The 13,932-nt window shown below is 65.8% G+C and carries 15 protein-coding genes; 7 read left to right on the top strand and 8 right to left on the bottom strand.

Features of this window, described 5'->3' with window-relative positions:
* Window positions 1-34: 34 nt before the first annotated feature.
* Both hyi and PXJ20_RS16255 read left to right on the top strand, forming a co-directional pair.
* Window positions 35-829, top strand: coding sequence for a hydroxypyruvate isomerase (hyi, locus tag PXJ20_RS16260; protein ID WP_421029372.1), 795 nt, complete (start codon window positions 35-37; stop codon window positions 827-829).
* 66 nt (window positions 830-895) lie between these two features.
* A complete protein-coding gene (locus PXJ20_RS16255; RefSeq protein ID WP_199539949.1) occupies window positions 896-1,804 on the top strand; it encodes a 2-hydroxy-3-oxopropionate reductase in 909 nt (302 codons plus the stop codon).
* Window positions 1,805-2,160: 356 nt separating this feature from the next.
* Here PXJ20_RS16255 and PXJ20_RS16250 read toward each other — a convergent pair whose 3' ends face one another.
* The 6 genes from PXJ20_RS16250 to PXJ20_RS16225 all read right to left on the bottom strand — a co-directional run bounded on the left by PXJ20_RS16250 (window position 2,161) and on the right by PXJ20_RS16225 (window position 8,700).
* Window positions 2,161-3,189, bottom strand: coding sequence for an asparaginase (locus tag PXJ20_RS16250; RefSeq protein ID WP_421029373.1), 1,029 nt, complete (start codon window positions 3,187-3,189; stop codon window positions 2,161-2,163).
* Window positions 3,190-3,368: 179 nt separating this feature from the next.
* Window positions 3,369-4,295 carry a CysB family HTH-type transcriptional regulator gene (locus PXJ20_RS16245; RefSeq protein ID WP_017776727.1) on the bottom strand — a complete coding sequence of 309 codons (927 nt, stop codon included), beginning with the start codon at window positions 4,293-4,295 and terminating at the stop codon, window positions 3,369-3,371.
* A gap of 59 nt (window positions 4,296-4,354) precedes the next feature.
* Window positions 4,355-5,413, bottom strand: coding sequence for a sulfate/molybdate ABC transporter ATP-binding protein (locus PXJ20_RS16240; RefSeq protein ID WP_126877375.1), 1,059 nt, complete (start codon window positions 5,411-5,413; stop codon window positions 4,355-4,357).
* Window positions 5,414-6,451 carry a sulfate ABC transporter permease subunit CysW gene (gene cysW, locus PXJ20_RS16235; RefSeq protein ID WP_421029374.1) on the bottom strand — a complete coding sequence of 346 codons (1,038 nt, stop codon included), beginning with the start codon at window positions 6,449-6,451 and terminating at the stop codon, window positions 5,414-5,416.
* Window positions 6,448-7,362: a sulfate ABC transporter permease subunit CysT gene (cysT, locus tag PXJ20_RS16230; protein ID WP_277596265.1), complete on the bottom strand. Its 915-nt coding sequence runs from the start codon at window positions 7,360-7,362 to the stop codon at window positions 6,448-6,450. Before cysT ends, cysW begins: the two co-directional genes overlap by 4 nt.
* A gap of 231 nt (window positions 7,363-7,593) precedes the next feature.
* Window positions 7,594-8,700, bottom strand: a complete 1,107-nt coding sequence (locus PXJ20_RS16225; RefSeq protein ID WP_017776723.1) for a sulfate ABC transporter substrate-binding protein — start codon at window positions 8,698-8,700, stop codon at window positions 7,594-7,596.
* Window positions 8,701-9,044: 344 nt separating this feature from the next.
* Between PXJ20_RS16225 and lexA the strand changes: the two genes are divergently transcribed.
* From lexA to PXJ20_RS16210, 3 genes are read left to right on the top strand one after another with little or no spacing between them, the layout of a single operon-like run.
* Window positions 9,045-9,695: a transcriptional repressor LexA gene (gene lexA, locus PXJ20_RS16220; protein ID WP_026121834.1), complete on the top strand. Its 651-nt coding sequence runs from the start codon at window positions 9,045-9,047 to the stop codon at window positions 9,693-9,695.
* 27 nt (window positions 9,696-9,722) lie between these two features.
* Window positions 9,723-10,073, top strand: a complete 351-nt coding sequence (locus tag PXJ20_RS16215) for a hypothetical protein (protein WP_413211924.1) — start codon at window positions 9,723-9,725, stop codon at window positions 10,071-10,073.
* 56 nt (window positions 10,074-10,129) lie between these two features.
* On the top strand, window positions 10,130-10,771 hold the full coding sequence (locus PXJ20_RS16210; protein WP_421030919.1) for a DUF2939 domain-containing protein: 642 nt from the start codon (window positions 10,130-10,132) through the stop codon (window positions 10,769-10,771).
* A gap of 45 nt (window positions 10,772-10,816) precedes the next feature.
* On the opposite strand, the gene PXJ20_RS16205 is transcribed toward PXJ20_RS16210, so the two are convergent.
* Window positions 10,817-11,287 carry a universal stress protein gene (locus PXJ20_RS16205; protein WP_126877379.1) on the bottom strand — a complete coding sequence of 157 codons (471 nt, stop codon included), beginning with the start codon at window positions 11,285-11,287 and terminating at the stop codon, window positions 10,817-10,819.
* 297 nt (window positions 11,288-11,584) lie between these two features.
* Between PXJ20_RS16205 and nodI the strand changes: the two genes are divergently transcribed.
* Together nodI and PXJ20_RS16195 are read left to right on the top strand one after the other, a co-directional pair.
* Window positions 11,585-12,496: a nodulation factor ABC transporter ATP-binding protein NodI gene (gene nodI, locus PXJ20_RS16200; RefSeq protein ID WP_199539944.1), complete on the top strand. Its 912-nt coding sequence runs from the start codon at window positions 11,585-11,587 to the stop codon at window positions 12,494-12,496.
* Between the two features lie 27 nt (window positions 12,497-12,523).
* On the top strand, window positions 12,524-13,351 hold the full coding sequence (locus PXJ20_RS16195) for an ABC transporter permease (protein WP_017776718.1): 828 nt from the start codon (window positions 12,524-12,526) through the stop codon (window positions 13,349-13,351).
* A gap of 107 nt (window positions 13,352-13,458) precedes the next feature.
* On the opposite strand, the gene PXJ20_RS16190 is transcribed toward PXJ20_RS16195, so the two are convergent.
* Entirely contained in the window at window positions 13,459-13,881 is a 423-nt protein-coding gene (locus PXJ20_RS16190) for a hypothetical protein (protein WP_017776717.1), read from the bottom strand.
* Window positions 13,882-13,932: the final 51 nt, after the last annotated feature.

Below are 13,932 nucleotides of genomic sequence, written 5' to 3'. Positions count from 1 at the left end.
TCCTGCTTTCTGACCGACCACTGGACCACGCACCATGCCCAAATTCGCAGCCAATCTCACGATGCTGTTCAATGAAGTGCCGTTCCTCGACCGTTTTGCCGCGGCCGCGCAAGCGGGCTTCGATGCCGTCGAATTCCTGTTCCCTTACCCGTACAGCGCGGCCGAGCTCGCCGCGCGGCTCGAGCAGCACGGCCTGCGTCTCGTGCTGCACAACCTGCCGGCCGGCAACTGGGAGGCCGGCGAGCGCGGCATCGCGTGCCTGCCGCATCGCGTTGCCGAGTTCCAGGAAGGCGTGGGCCGCGCGGTCGAATACGCAAAGGCGTTGCGCGTGCCGCAGCTGAACTGCCTCGTGGGCATTCCGACGCCCGACGTGGATCGCGACACCGCGCGGGCAACGATCGTCGAAAACCTGCGCTACGCCGCGGGCGAACTCAAGAAGGCGGGCATCAAGCTGCTGGTGGAACCATGCAACAGCTACGACATTCCGGGCTTCGCGCTCAACCGTTCGGCCGAGGCGCTCGACGTGATTCGCGCAGTCGGCTCGGACAACCTGTTTCTGCAATACGACATCTATCACATGCAGCGCATGGAAGGCGAACTCGCCGCGACCATCACGAAACACCTGCCGCAGATCGCGCACATTCAGCTAGCCGATAACCCCGGTCGCCACGAGCCGGGCACGGGCGAGATCCATTACCCGTTCCTGTTCGACCTGCTCGATTCGCTCGGCTACACCGGCTATGTGGGCTGCGAGTACAAGCCGCGCACCACCACGGTGGAAGGGCTCGGCTGGCTGCAGCGCGCCGGTCAAACGCGCGTGGCCGCCTGAGGCGGCCCGTCACACGCTCGCCTCAACGAACCCATACCGACATTCATTCATCGGAGAACGACACACATGGCAAAGATCGGATTCATCGGACTCGGCATCATGGGCGCGCACATGGCACGCAATCTCATCAAGGGCGGACACACGCTGTTCGTGAACGGCGCCTACCCCGTGCCCGACGATCTGCGCGCGAAAACGACCGTGGTTGAAAACTCGACCGCCGTCGCGCAAGCCGCGGACATCGTGATTGCCATGGTGCCCGACACGCCGGACGTGGCGAACGTGCTCTTCGCCGACGACGGCGTCGCGAAGGGTCTTACGGCCGGCAAGCTCGTGATCGACATGAGCTCCATTTCGCCGCTCGAAACGCAGGCCTTCGCGAAGCGCATCAACGCGCTGGGCTGCGACTATCTCGATGCGCCGGTGTCAGGCGGCGAGATCGGCGCACGCGACGCAACGCTCACGATCATGGTGGGCGGCCCGCAAAAGGCCTTCGATCAGGCAAAGCCGCTCTTCGACCTGATGGGTAAGAACGTCTCGCTCATCGGCGACAACGGCGCGGGGCAAACCTGCAAGGTGGCCAACCAGATCATCGTGGCGCTCAACATCGAGGCCGTGGCCGAAGCGCTATTGTTCGCGGCGCGCTCGGGCGCAGACCCTGAGCGCGTGCGTCGTGCGCTGATGGGCGGCTTTGCGTCGTCGCGCATTCTCGAAGTGCATGGCGAGCGCATGACGAAGCGCACCTTCAACCCGGGCTTTCGCATCGAGCTGCACCAGAAGGACCTGAACCTCGCGCTCGACGGCGCGCGCAAGCTCGGCATCGCGCTGCCGCACACCGCGAGCGCGCAGCAGCTTTTCAGCGTGTGCGCCGCGAACGGCGGCAAGGGCTGGGACCATTCGGCGATGGTGCGCGCGCTCGAAATCATGGCCAACTTCGAGGTCGCGCAAGCGCCCGATGAGCAAGCCAAGGCTGCCTGAGCAAGGCTGCATGTGTTGCGCGGGCGGCGGCGTCTCGTACGTTGCCCGTCCATCGACAGACGACCGTCGCCTCACGCGGCGACGGTTGCAGGTGGGGCGCTCCGGCTCGTGCATAGAAGTGCGCGGGAAGGAGCCATCGGGGCCGCCCTGGGCTGAGGGCGGCCAGTGGGGTCCGCAGCGGCGCCCGGCGAAGGCGGGGAAGCCTTGGTCGGTCAGACGTCGTCGCCGGGTGTCCGGCTGTCGGATTCCTGTCGTATCGAAGTGAAGAAACGAAGCCGCCCGCCGGCGCGGATACCGTCAACGCCCTCGTGATCAAGCGGCAATCAAGCGGTAATCGGGCCGCAATCGGGCGGCAATCAGTACGTATCGAACACGCGCTGTAGCGCCGCGCTGTCAGTCGCGCCCGAGGCAAGCGCCAGCATCAGCAGCACGCGCGCCTTGTAGGGATTGAGCGTGCCTGCGCTGACGAAACCCATTGCGTCGTCGGGCGCGGCGCCGTTGCGCATGACGTGTCCGGAGCCCACGCGCGACGAGCGCACCACGGCCACGCCGCGCGCCGCCGCTTCGGCTAACGCCTGCTGCAAGGTGGCGTGGATCGAGCCATTGCCCGTTCCCGCCACGACAAGGCCGCGCACGCCCGCGGCAACCAGTGCGTCGACGGCCAGGCGCGAGACGCCTGCATAGCTCGCCAGAATTTCCACCTGCGGCCACGGCGCGCCGACGGCAAACGGCGTCGCCGTCGTATGCGCGCGCACCACGCTGCGCTGGAACTCCACACGCCCGTCCTGCACCCAGCCGAGCGCGCCGATCTCGGGCGACTGGAACGCGTCCACGGCGTAGGTGCTCGTCTTCACCACGTCGCGCGCGCTGTGAATGCGGTTGTTGAAGGCGAGCAACACGCCCTGCCCGTGCGCCTTCTCGCTCGCCGCCACGGTCACGGCGTTGAGCAGGTTCAGCGGACCGTCGGCCGACAACGCGGACGACGGACGCATCGCAGCGGTCAGCACCACGGGCTTCGCACTCTTCACGGTGAGATGCAGCAGGTAGGCCGTTTCTTCGAGCGTATCGGTGCCGTGCGTGATCACGATGCCGTCCACGTCGGCGCTGGCAAGGAGCGCGTTCACGCGTTCGGCGAGCGTGGTCCAGAGCGCGGGCGCCATGTCTTTGCTGTCGATGCTCGCGAGCTGTTCGGCCTGAATGCGCGCCACCGACGAGAGCGCCGGCACCGCCGCGAGCAATTGATCGACGCCGACCACGCCGGCCTGATAGCCCGCGGTATTGGCCGCGTCCGGCGCAGCCCCGGCGATGGTGCCGCCCGTGGCGAGCACCGCGATGCGCGGCAGCGCGCGAGCGGCCGCGGATGGGGAAGTGAGAGGTGTATTCATGGCCGCGATTGTAAGCGAACGCGAGCGGGCGATTCGCGGCCATAGGCGGTGCAGCGGTGCAGCGGTCCAGCAATCGAGTCACTGCAACCGCCTCGCGCGTAACACCAGGCGCGCCAGGCGCGGCAGGAGCGGCAAGCGAACCGCGCCGCCGCCATTGCACGCCCGTCAATCCGCCCGCATCAGCCCGCCTCGCGCAACTGGCTCGCGATCTGCGCTTCGGTCAGATGCGGCGCGAACATCTCGATAAGCCGGTACGCGTACTGGCGCAGGAACGCGCCCTTGCGCAGGCCCACGCGCGTCGTACTCGCCTCGAACAGATGCTCGCTGTCGAGCGCAACGAGCCCGGTATCGCGCTTCGGGTCGTACGCCATCGCCGCCACCACGCCGATCCCCATGCCAAGCTCGACGTAGGTCTTGATCACGTCGGCGTCGATGGCGGTGAGCACCACGTCGGGCAGCGCGCCCGCCTTCGCGAAGGCCTGGTCGATGTGCGAGCGGCCCGTGAAGTCCTGGTCGTAGGTGATGATCGGATACTCCGCCACCTCTTCGAGCGAGAGGTTCGGCCGGCCCACGAGCGGGTGATCCTTCGGCACCACGACGACGTGATGCCACGAGTAGCACGGGAACGTCACGATGTCGGGAAAGCGGTCCAACGCCTCGGTGGAAATGCCGAGATCCGCCTCGCCGCTGATGATCATCTGCGCGATCTGCTGCGGACTGCCCTGGCGCAGCGCGAGATGCACCTTCGGGAACACTTCGCGGAAGCGATGCACGACCTTCGGCAACGCATAGCGCGCCTGTGTGTGCGTGGTGGCGACGACCAGGTGGCCGCTGTCCTGGTCGGCGAACTGGCGTGCAACGCGGCGCAGGTTCTCGGCGTCGAGCAGCATGCGCTCGATCAGCTGGTGCACCGCCTTGCCGGGCTCCGTGAGGCCCGTGAGCCGCTTGCCGCGGCGAATGAAGATGTCCACGCCGAGTTCGTCTTCCAGATCCTTGATCTGCTTCGAGACGCCCGACTGCGAGGTGTACAGCACATTGGCCACCTCGGTGAGATTCATGTTCTGGCGTACGGCCTCGCGCACGAAGCGCAATTGCTGAAAATTCATCTGTGTCTCCGGTTCTGCCAGAGTGAAATAGTAATGGGTTCGGACGGACCCGGACCGGCTCAAACAGCCGGAAACACGCGCAACGCGCGCGGCACGACGGTCGCGCCGTCGCCCACGGCAAGGCGCAGCTCGCGCCACGTTTCGCGGTCGAGTTCGGCTTCGAGCACGCTGCCTTCGCGTGCGGCGAGTTCCACCCGCACCGATCCGCCGAGCGGCACGACGCGCCTCACATCCACGACGATGCCGTCGGCGCGCGCGGCCCCTTGCGGATAAAGCACGAGATCGTGCGGACGCACGTACGCATACGCGGGCCCTTCGAACGCGGCGTCGATGCCGATCGGCTGCACCGCCCCTTCCGCCACGAAACCGCCGCCGTCCACGCTGCCGCGCAGCCGGTTCGCCGCGCCCAAGAATTCGTAGACGAACGGCGTGCGCGGATGGTCGTACACCTCCTGCGGGCTGCCCACCTGCTCAACACGGCCGTGATTGAGCACGACGATGCGGTCTGCCACTTCGAGCGCCTCCTCCTGGTCGTGCGTAACGAAGAGCGTCGAGATGTGCAGATCGTCGTGCAGGCGCCGCAGCCAGCTGCGCAGTTCCTTGCGCACTTTCGCATCGAGCGCGCCGAACGGCTCGTCGAGCAGCAGCACCTTGGGCTCCACCGCAAGCGCCCGCGCCAGCGCGATGCGCTGCCGCTGACCACCCGACAGCTCCGACGGATAGCGCTGCGCCAGCCAGTCTAGCTGCACGAGCTTCAGCAGTTCGTGCACCTTCTCGCGGATCACGGCTTCCGCAGGTCGTTCCTTGCGCGGCTTCACGCGCAGACCAAACGCGACGTTCTCGAACACCGTCATGTGCCGAAAGAGCGCGTAGTGCTGAAACACGAAGCCGACTTGCCGCTCGCGCGCGCCCACGGCAGCCACGTCCTGACCTTGCAGCACAACCTGCCCTGCGTCGGCAAATTCGAGGCCCGCAATCACGCGCAGCAAGGTCGTCTTGCCACAGCCGGAAGGCCCCAGCAGCGCGACGAGTTCGCCGGGCGGAAAGTCGAGGGAGACGTTGTCGAGCGCGGTGAAGTCGCCGAAACGCTTTTGCAGGTTGCGAACGATGATGCCCATTTACTGCTCTCCATGATGAACCGGGCGCGCCAGCGCCACGCGCGGTGCGGCTGCGGTTTCCTTCGACGCGGCTCCGATGGTGCCCGCGAGCGCAGCGGCGCCGGCATGCACCGCGCCGCGCGCCGTCTCCTGCTCGGCCGACATGTGCCGCTCCGCAAGCAGCTTGAGGCCGAGCGTGACGAGCGCGAGCAACGCCAGCAGCGAAGCCACTGCGAACGCCGCCGCGAAGTTGTACTCGTTGTAGAGAATTTCCACGTGCAGCGGCATGGTGTCGGTCTGTCCGCGAATGTGTCCCGACACCACGGAGACGGCGCCGAACTCGCCCATCGCCCGCGCGTTGCACAGAATCACGCCATACAGAAGCCCCCAGCGGATGTTCGGCAGCGTGACGCGGCGAAAGATCTGCCAGCCCGAGGCGCCCAGCACGTGCGCGGCTTCTTCCTCGTCGTTGCCTTGCGCCTGCATGAGCGGAATCAGCTCGCGCGCGACGAACGGGAACGTCACGAAGATCGTGGCGAGCACGATGCCCGGCACCGCGAAAATGATCTGCACGTCGTGGGCTTGCAGCCACGGACCGAACCAGCCTTGCGCGCCGAACATCAGCACGTAGATGAGCCCGGAAATGACGGGCGAAACCGAGAACGGCAGGTCGATCAGCGTAGTGAGCAGCGCCTTGCCCTTGAATTCGAATTTCGCGATGGCCCACGACGCCGCCAGTCCGAACGCGAGATTGAGCGGCACCGCGATGACGGCCGTGGTGAGCGTGAGGCGGATGGCGGCAAGCGCGTCCGGGTCGGCGAGCGATTCGAAGTAGACACCTACGCCCTTGCGCAGCGCCTCGTAGAAAACCGCCGCGAGCGGCACGGCGAGAAAGAGCGCGAGAAAAGCGAGCGCGACTGCGGTGAGGCTCCAGCGCACGAAGCGCGATTCGGTGACAGGGTCTGGCCGACGCGCGCCCACGCCGGTCGTGCCGCCCAGCTCGGTTGCGGCGCCGCCGGCGGCGCTCACGGCGCACGCCGCTCTACGGTTGCCGCTCATTGCGCACCTCCCGTCGCGGGCGATGCAGTGCCCAGCGCCGGTATCGCGCCCGGCCCCGCCGATGCAGCCGACGCACTGCGACTCGTGCGCCGCTGCAGATACCACTGCAGCGAATTGATGAGCAGCAGCATGAGGAACGACACCACGAGCATCACGACCGCGAGCGCCGTCGCGCCGGCATAGTCGTACTGCTCGAGCTTGGTGATGATGAGCAGCGACGTGATCTCGGACTTCATCGGCACGTTGCCCGCAATGAAAATCACCGAGCCGTACTCGCCGAGCGCGCGTGCGAACGCAAGCGCAAAGCCCGTCAACAGCGCGGGGAGCACCGCGGGCAACACCACGCGCCGGAAGGTAAGCCAGCGCGAGGCACCGAGGCACGCCGCCGCTTCCTCCTGCTCGCGCTCGAAGTCTTCGAGCACCGGCTGCACGGTGCGCACGACGAACGGCAGCCCGATGAACGTGAGCGCGACCAGCACGCCGAGCGGCGTGAACGCGATCTTGATGCCGAGCGGCGCGAGGAACTGGCCGATCCAGCCATTGCCCGCGTAAATGGCGGCAAGCGAAATGCCCGCCACCGAGGTGGGCAGCGCAAACGGCAGATCGACCACCGCATCGACGACGCGCTTCGCCGGGAACGTGTAGCGCACGAGCACCCATGCGACGAGAAACCCGAACACGGCGTTGATCATGGCCCCGCCCAGCGCGGCGAAGAATGTGAGCCGGTACGAGGCGAGCACACGCGGCGAGGTGACCGCGCGCACGAACTGCGCCCAGTCGAGCGTGGCCGTCTTGAGAAACGTGGCGGCGAGCGGGATCAGCACCACGAGGCTCAGATACGCCACCGTAATACCGAGCGTCACGCCAAAACCGGGCAACGCCGCCGGTTTGCGGAAGGTGAACGTCGTCATGCCAATGCTCTGTCAGGGTTGCTTCAGGGTTACATCGACGTCCGGTCATGCAGCCGACGAGGCCGGCCGCGCACGCGGACGATGATGCCCGCGCCCTGCTGCCGTTCCCGTCGCTGCGCTCTGCCGGTCGCTTTTATCGTGATACGCGTTGGTGATGCCGCGGGACTGCTCTTCGGCGCCGCGCTGCTGTGCTGCTGTGCTGCTCCCGCCGTGCTGCTCCAGCCACCGCCGTTACTGGGGCTGATAGATCGAATCGAATACGCCGCCATCGGCAAAGTGCGTCTTCTGCGCGTTCGTCCAGCCGCCGAAGGTGTCGTCCACGGTATAGAGCTTCAGCTTCGGAAACTTCTGCGTGAGTTCGGCGGGCACCTTCGTCGAACGCGGTCGGTAGAAGTTGCGCGCCGCAATTTCCTGACCCTCTTCGCTATAGAGGAAGTTCAGGTAAGCCTCGGCGACCTTGCGCGTACCGTGCCGATCCACGACCTTGTCCACCACCGCGACGGGCGGCTCGGCGAGGATGCTCACCGAAGGCACCACGATCTCGAACTTCTCCGGGCCGAATTCCTTGAGCGACAGGAATGCTTCGTTTTCCCAGGCGATCAGGACGTCGCCGATGCCGCGCTGCACGAAGCTCGTCGTCGCGCCGCGGGCGCCGGAATCGAGCACACCTGCGTTGTGATACAGCTTCGCGATGAAGTCCTTCGCCTTCTGCTCGTTGCCGCCCGGTTGGTGCAGCGCGTAGGCCCAGGCCGCCAGATAGTTCCAGCGCGCCCCACCCGAGGTCTTCGGGTTCGGCGTGACGATAGACACGCCCGGCTTCACGAGATCGTCCCAGTCCTTGATGTGCTTCGGATTGCCCTTGCGCACGAGGAACACGATGGTCGAGGTGTACGGCGAGGCGTTGTCGGGCAGGCGCTTCTGCCAGCCCTTGTCGATGAACCCCTTGTTCGCAATCGCGTCGATGTCGTAGGCGAGCGCGAGAGTCACGACGTCGGCCTGAAGCCCGTCGATCACCGAACGCGCCTGTGCACCCGACCCACCGTGCGACTGCCTGAAGGTCACCGTCTCGCCGGTCTTCGCCTTCCACTCCTTCGCGAACGCCTGATTGACGTCCTGGTACAACTCGCGCGTGGGGTCGTAAGAGACGTTGAGCAGCGTGGTGTCCGCGTGCGCCGTCGTGACGGCACCCGGTGCGCCCAGCGCTGCGGCAAGTCCGAGGCCGAGGGCGGCGATCCAGTGTTTTGCCTGGCGCTTTGCCGCCTGCGCCGCCTGTGCCACCTGTGCCGCCGCCGGCCCGGAACCGCTTGCCCTGGCGAACCCCGTTGTGTGGTTTTGCATCTGCCTGCTCCGTTTTGTGTCGTGTTGGCTTTGCGCTTGTGCCTTGCGTCTGCGCTTGTGTCGTGTCGTGGCGTGGCGGCCCGTGCGTTGCGTGGCCGGCGCTTCGAAGTGATGCGAACCAGTCTAATGAGACCCCTTCATGATTAAAAATAATCCTTCTTCATTTTTTAATACGGAAAAGTGGTAACGACGGCGGGATGGGGCGCTCCGGCGTTTTTTCGGCTGCGATAACGGCGCAATCCGGCGTTACGGCGAAGGCTCGCCGCGCGAACTTCAAGTAACGCTTGAAAAGTGCCGGATACTGTATAAAAATACAGTCACCTGTCTATCCATACAGTGGCGCCATGACCAAACTCACCGCACGACAGCAGCAGGTTTTCGATCTGATTCGCCGGGCCATCGAGCGCACGGGGTTCCCGCCCACGCGCGCTGAAATCGCCGCAGAACTCGGGTTCAGCTCGGCGAACTCGGCGGAGGAGCATCTTCGGGCACTGGCGCGCAAAGGGGTGATCGAACTGGCGGCGGGTGCGTCGCGCGGCATTCGCCTGCTGCCGGGCGTCGACGACATGCCGCATCAGTTCACGTTGCCGCACTCCAGCCTCATGCAGCTTTCGCTACCGCTCATCGGGCGTGTGGCGGCGGGCAGCCCGATCCTCGCGCAGGAACATATTTCGCAGCACTACGCCTGCGACCCCGCGCTCTTTTCGAGCAAGCCGGACTACCTGTTGAAAGTGCGCGGGCTTTCCATGCGCGACGCGGGCATCTTCGACGGCGATCTGCTCGCTGTGCAAAAACGCACCGAGGCAAAAGACGGCCAGATCATCGTGGCGCGGCTGGGCGACGACGTTACGGTGAAGCGCCTGAAGCGCCGGCCGAACGGCATCGAGCTGATCGCCGAGAACCCGGACTACGAAAACATCTTTGTGGAAGCCGGCAGTGCAGATTTCGCACTGGAAGGCATTGCGGTCGGCCTGATCCGCCCGACCGAATTCTGAACATCTGAACGCCGCCTGGAGAGATTCATGGAACGTCTTGCCCGCCTGCTGCCCTTCCGCCAGTTCGGCCGCCTTCGTCACCTGCGCACGCTGGTACCCTGCATTCCGGTCGCTTCCGCTGCTTCCGCTATCGACGCGGCAGCGGCACCGCGTACCGCGCCGCTCTTCGGCAACGAAGCGGAGTCGCTGCCGGCCTTGCCATCGGCACAACCGGCGTTCGCCCGTGTCTCGCTCAACGCCGGTGTACACAGCGAGCCCGCGCGCCGTGCCCCTGTGCGCGTCTATCACGGACCTTCCCGGCTCATCATGGTGGGAACGTTCGAGGCCGTGTGCCGCATGATCGACCATTGCATCGCCGAACAGGGCGCGGGCGCGTGAACGAGCCGGCAAAGCACGCTACGCGGCGACTCGTCGTCGCGGCCGTCGTGTTGCTCATGGTCGCAGTGCTGGGTTACGCCTATGCGTCGCCCTACATCGTGCTCGATCGGCTCAAACGTGCCGCGGACGCGCGCGACGCCGAGACGGTCAACGCCTATGTCGACTATCCCGCCCTGCGCGTGAGTCTCAAACAGCAGGTCACCGAACTGCTGATGCGGCGCATCGACGCGCAAAAGCACGGCAACCCGTTCGCCGTGATCGGCGCGATGATCGGTGCTGCGCTGATCGGTCCGCTGGTGGATGCGTACGCCACACCCGATGGCGTCGCGGCCATTCTCAATGGCATGCCGCCGCGCGGGCAGCCTGGCGAGCGGCCACCGCCGGCGGGTACATCGGGCGGCACGCCGAACCCTGAGGCCGGCAGCACCGCATCAACCGCGCCCTCTACTGGCCAGACGCCCGCGGTGCCTGCCACTCCGCAAGCGCCTAACCAGGCACCTGCCCAGGCACCCGCCCAGGCACCTACCCAGGCGCAAACGCCCCCTCCTCAGCCACCGCAGACCACCGCCGGATACCGCAGCCTCAACGAGTTCGTTGTGACCTACCAGCACGGCGTCGGCGACACCCGGTATGCCGCCATCCTGCGTCGCGATGGCCTTTTCTCGTGGAAGCTGTCCGCCGTGGATCTGAATGGGTAAGCCGTCTGGCTCCGCGCGGTCGACGGCTCCTGCCCCGCGCCCCGACTAGGCGGCCGCAGCCTCCTGCTTCTCCTCGGCAGAAGACGAACAGGCAACGAGAATGCTGCACGACACACGATCCAGCAGCTGAGTGTTGCCCGCTCCCATCCACCAACGCGACAGGCCCGTGCGGCACCGGTGCCCCACCACGACGAGGTCGGCCTGCAATTCGTTGGCCAGATTCGCGATCTCGTCGATAGGGTGCCCAAAAGCGAAATGGCCCTGTGCCTTCACGCCGTGCTCGGTCAGCCAGTCCACGCCCTCCTGGAGAATTTGCCGCGCGGTCTCTTCGAAGCGGCCGCAGGCCACGTCGGTCAAGAGTCCCGCGCTCTGGGCAATGCTGGAACGCATGTCGACCACTGAAAGCAGATGGGTCTCCGCTTTCAGGTCCAGTGCCAGTTCGGCGCCGCATCGCAGCGCCTTGCGGCCTTCGCGCGAGCCGTCGTAGCACAGCAGGATTTTCTTGTAGCTCGCCATGATGTTTCTCCGATCCGCCTTCCCTGCGGTTTGAACGTACTTTCATCATGGTGCGCCGCAATTCCGGTTGCAAGGGCTGGAAAACGCCAGGTGTGCGCAACCCTCCGCAGCCTGCCCGTGGCCATTTTCAGCGCGATGCCGCAGCGCGGAAATGCTTGCCGCGACAGGCGTTGCGGGTCAAACGCAAATGCAGCGATGCACTAGAATAGGCCGCCTTGCCTCCCTCCTGCCCGCATCCGGACCGCGCCGTGCATTGCGTGACCGGTGCGGTTTCCTGGTACACAAACACGAATCGCCATGTCCGCCGCCATCGAATTCGAACAGGTAGAAAAACGCTACGGCGAGAAGAAGGTAGTCGACGGTCTGTCGTTCCATGTCCGTCCCGGCGAGTGCTTCGGGCTGCTCGGCCCCAACGGCGCGGGCAAGACCACTACGTTGAAGATGCTGCTCGGCATCTCGTCGCCCAACGCCGGCGCGATTCGCCTGTGCGGAGAGCCGGTACCCTCGCGCGCACGCTTTGCCCGCGCGCGGGTCGGCGTGGTGCCGCAGTTCGACAATCTCGATCCCGACTTCACCGTGCGCGAGAATCTGCTCGTGTTTGGCCGCTATTTCGGTTTGTCGGCCGCACACACGCGTGCGCTCGTGCCCATGCTGCTCGAATTCGCGCGGCTCGAAAGCAAGGCCGACGCCCGCGTGAACGAACTCTCGGGCGGCATGCGCCGGCGGCTTACCCTCGCGCGGGCGCTCGTCAACGATCCCGACGTGCTCATCATGGACGAGCCCACCACCGGCCTCGACCCACAGGCGCGTCATCTGATCTGGGAGCGACTACGCTCGTTGCTCGCACGCGGCAAGACGATTCTGCTCACCACGCACTTCATGGAAGAAGCCGAGCGACTCTGCGACCGTCTGTGCGTGATCGAGGAAGGCCGCAAGATCGCCGAGGGCGCGCCCAACGATCTGATCCAGTCGGAGATCGGCTGCGACGTGATCGAGATTTATGGTCCCGACCCGGCTGCCCTGCGCGACGAACTCGCGCCGCTCGCCACGCGCACGGAGATCAGCGGCGAAACGCTCTTCTGCTATGTGACCGACCCGCAAGCCGCGCTCGAGCGGATCAAGAACCGGCCGCAGTTGCGTTATCTACACCGGCCGGCCAATCTCGAAGACGTGTTCCTGCGCCTCACGGGGCGCGAGATGCAGGACTGAACGAACGCGACCAACCAACGGCACGACATGGACGCACGCACCTACGACACACCCGGCCAGCCCGCCCCCATGCGAGAACGCATTGCAGCGCTGCCCTCCAACGCCACGAACTGGATCGCCGTATGGCGGCGCAATTACCTCGTCTGGCAGAAGCTCGCGCTGGCCTCGATGTTCGGCAACCTGGCCGATCCGATGATCTATCTGTTCGGGCTGGGCTTCGGGCTCGGCCTGATGGTCGGGCACGTGGACGGCGTCTCGTACATCGCGTTCCTCGCAGCCGGCACGGTGGGATCGAGCGTGATGATGTCGGCGAGCTTCGAGTCGATGTACTCGAGCTTCTCGCGCATGCACGTGCAGCGCACGTGGGAAGCGATCATGCACACGCCGCTCACGCTCGGCGACGTCGTGCTCGGCGAGATTGTGTGGGCCGCGAGCAAGGCGCTGCTCTCCGGCACGGCCATCATGATCGTGGCCGCGGCGCTCGGCTACGCGAGCTTTCCGTCGATGCTGCTCGCGCTGCCTGTCATTGCCCTCGCCGGCCTTGCGTTTGCAAGCCTCGCGATGATCGTGACGGCCCTCGCGCCTTCGTACGACTTCTTCATGTTCTATCAGACGCTGGTGCTCACGCCGATGCTGCTGCTTTCCGGCGTGTTCTTCCCCATCACGCAGTTGCCCGCAGCGGCGCAGCAGGTGACGCTGCTGCTGCCGCTCGCGCACGCAGTCGCGCTGGTGCGGCCTGCCATGCTCGGCCGGCCGGTGGAAAACGCGGCGTTGCACGTGGGTGTGCTGGCCGCTTACGTGGTGGTGACGTTTGCGATATCGGCGGTGTTGTTCCGCCGGCGCATGATGCGCTAGACGATGTGATGGGCGTTACCGCGTGCGCGTAATGCCATCGGTCAAGAGCCGTCGATCGAAGCAGAGACGCCGCTACCGTAGCGGCGTCTCTCTTTTCAGCAAGACATTCAGTCCTCGTCGTCGCTCCAGGGAATCTCGACGTCGGTAATGAAGGCGACCGTCGCGAACGGTCCGCCGTCCTGACGGCCCATCTTGCCGTCTGCGCGATGCCATTCCACGCGAAACACGGTGGCCGCCGTATCGGCGAGCAGACGCACCGCACGCAGTTCCTCAGGATCCGTTTCCTCGACCGGACCGTCGAGCGATACCAACAGTTGTTGCGGCCACAAGCCGTTCGCGGGATCGTAAATGCGATCGCCGTCCGGCACCGACGTGTGCGCTTCCACGCCGATCGTCGCCGATGCCTCCACGATCATCTTGCCGAGCGCGCGCAGCACCGCTGTCGCGCGTGCCGAATTGGCCTGGCGGATCGCCAGATCGCCGCGCGTGAGCGCCTGTTCGAGTTTCGGATTCGTTTTCTGTTGCGCCATTCTGAGCCCCCGGTTCCTTTGCTTCTGCCACGCGCCCTCACGGCGCGCGGC

It is taken from the genome of Paraburkholderia sp. A1RI_3L (assembly GCF_048957895.1).
GTDB lineage: Bacteria > Pseudomonadota > Gammaproteobacteria > Burkholderiales > Burkholderiaceae > Paraburkholderia > Paraburkholderia kururiensis.
Note: the sequence above shows the minus strand (reverse complement) of the source record. Positions and strands in the feature narration are given on the sequence as shown.

Bases quoted from the DNA above. Each gene is read 5' to 3' on its own strand.
- PXJ20_RS16245 (WP_017776727.1), bottom strand. From the start codon at position 4,295: ATGAATTTTCAGCAATTGCGCTTCGTGCGCGAGGCCGTACGCCAGAAC.
- PXJ20_RS16190 (WP_017776717.1), bottom strand. From the start codon at position 13,881: ATGGCGCAACAGAAAACGAATCCGAAACTCGAACAGGCGCTCACGCGC.
- PXJ20_RS16195 (WP_017776718.1), top strand. From the start codon at position 12,524: ATGGACGCACGCACCTACGACACACCCGGCCAGCCCGCCCCCATGCGA.
- lexA (WP_026121834.1), top strand. From the start codon at position 9,045: ATGACCAAACTCACCGCACGACAGCAGCAGGTTTTCGATCTGATTCGC.
- PXJ20_RS16225 (WP_017776723.1), bottom strand. From the start codon at position 8,700: ATGCAAAACCACACAACGGGGTTCGCCAGGGCAAGCGGTTCCGGGCCG.
- PXJ20_RS16250 (WP_421029373.1), bottom strand. From the start codon at position 3,189: ATGAATACACCTCTCACTTCCCCATCCGCGGCCGCTCGCGCGCTGCCG.
- PXJ20_RS16255 (WP_199539949.1), top strand. From the start codon at position 896: ATGGCAAAGATCGGATTCATCGGACTCGGCATCATGGGCGCGCACATG.
- PXJ20_RS16215 (WP_413211924.1), top strand. From the start codon at position 9,723: ATGGAACGTCTTGCCCGCCTGCTGCCCTTCCGCCAGTTCGGCCGCCTT.
- PXJ20_RS16210 (WP_421030919.1), top strand. From the start codon at position 10,130: ATGGTCGCAGTGCTGGGTTACGCCTATGCGTCGCCCTACATCGTGCTC.
- PXJ20_RS16205 (WP_126877379.1), bottom strand. From the start codon at position 11,287: ATGGCGAGCTACAAGAAAATCCTGCTGTGCTACGACGGCTCGCGCGAA.
- PXJ20_RS16240 (WP_126877375.1), bottom strand. From the start codon at position 5,413: ATGGGCATCATCGTTCGCAACCTGCAAAAGCGTTTCGGCGACTTCACC.
- nodI (WP_199539944.1), top strand. From the start codon at position 11,585: ATGTCCGCCGCCATCGAATTCGAACAGGTAGAAAAACGCTACGGCGAG.
- hyi (WP_421029372.1), top strand. From the start codon at position 35: ATGCCCAAATTCGCAGCCAATCTCACGATGCTGTTCAATGAAGTGCCG.
- cysW (WP_421029374.1), bottom strand. From the start codon at position 6,451: ATGAGCGGCAACCGTAGAGCGGCGTGCGCCGTGAGCGCCGCCGGCGGC.
- cysT (WP_277596265.1), bottom strand. From the start codon at position 7,362: ATGACGACGTTCACCTTCCGCAAACCGGCGGCGTTGCCCGGTTTTGGC.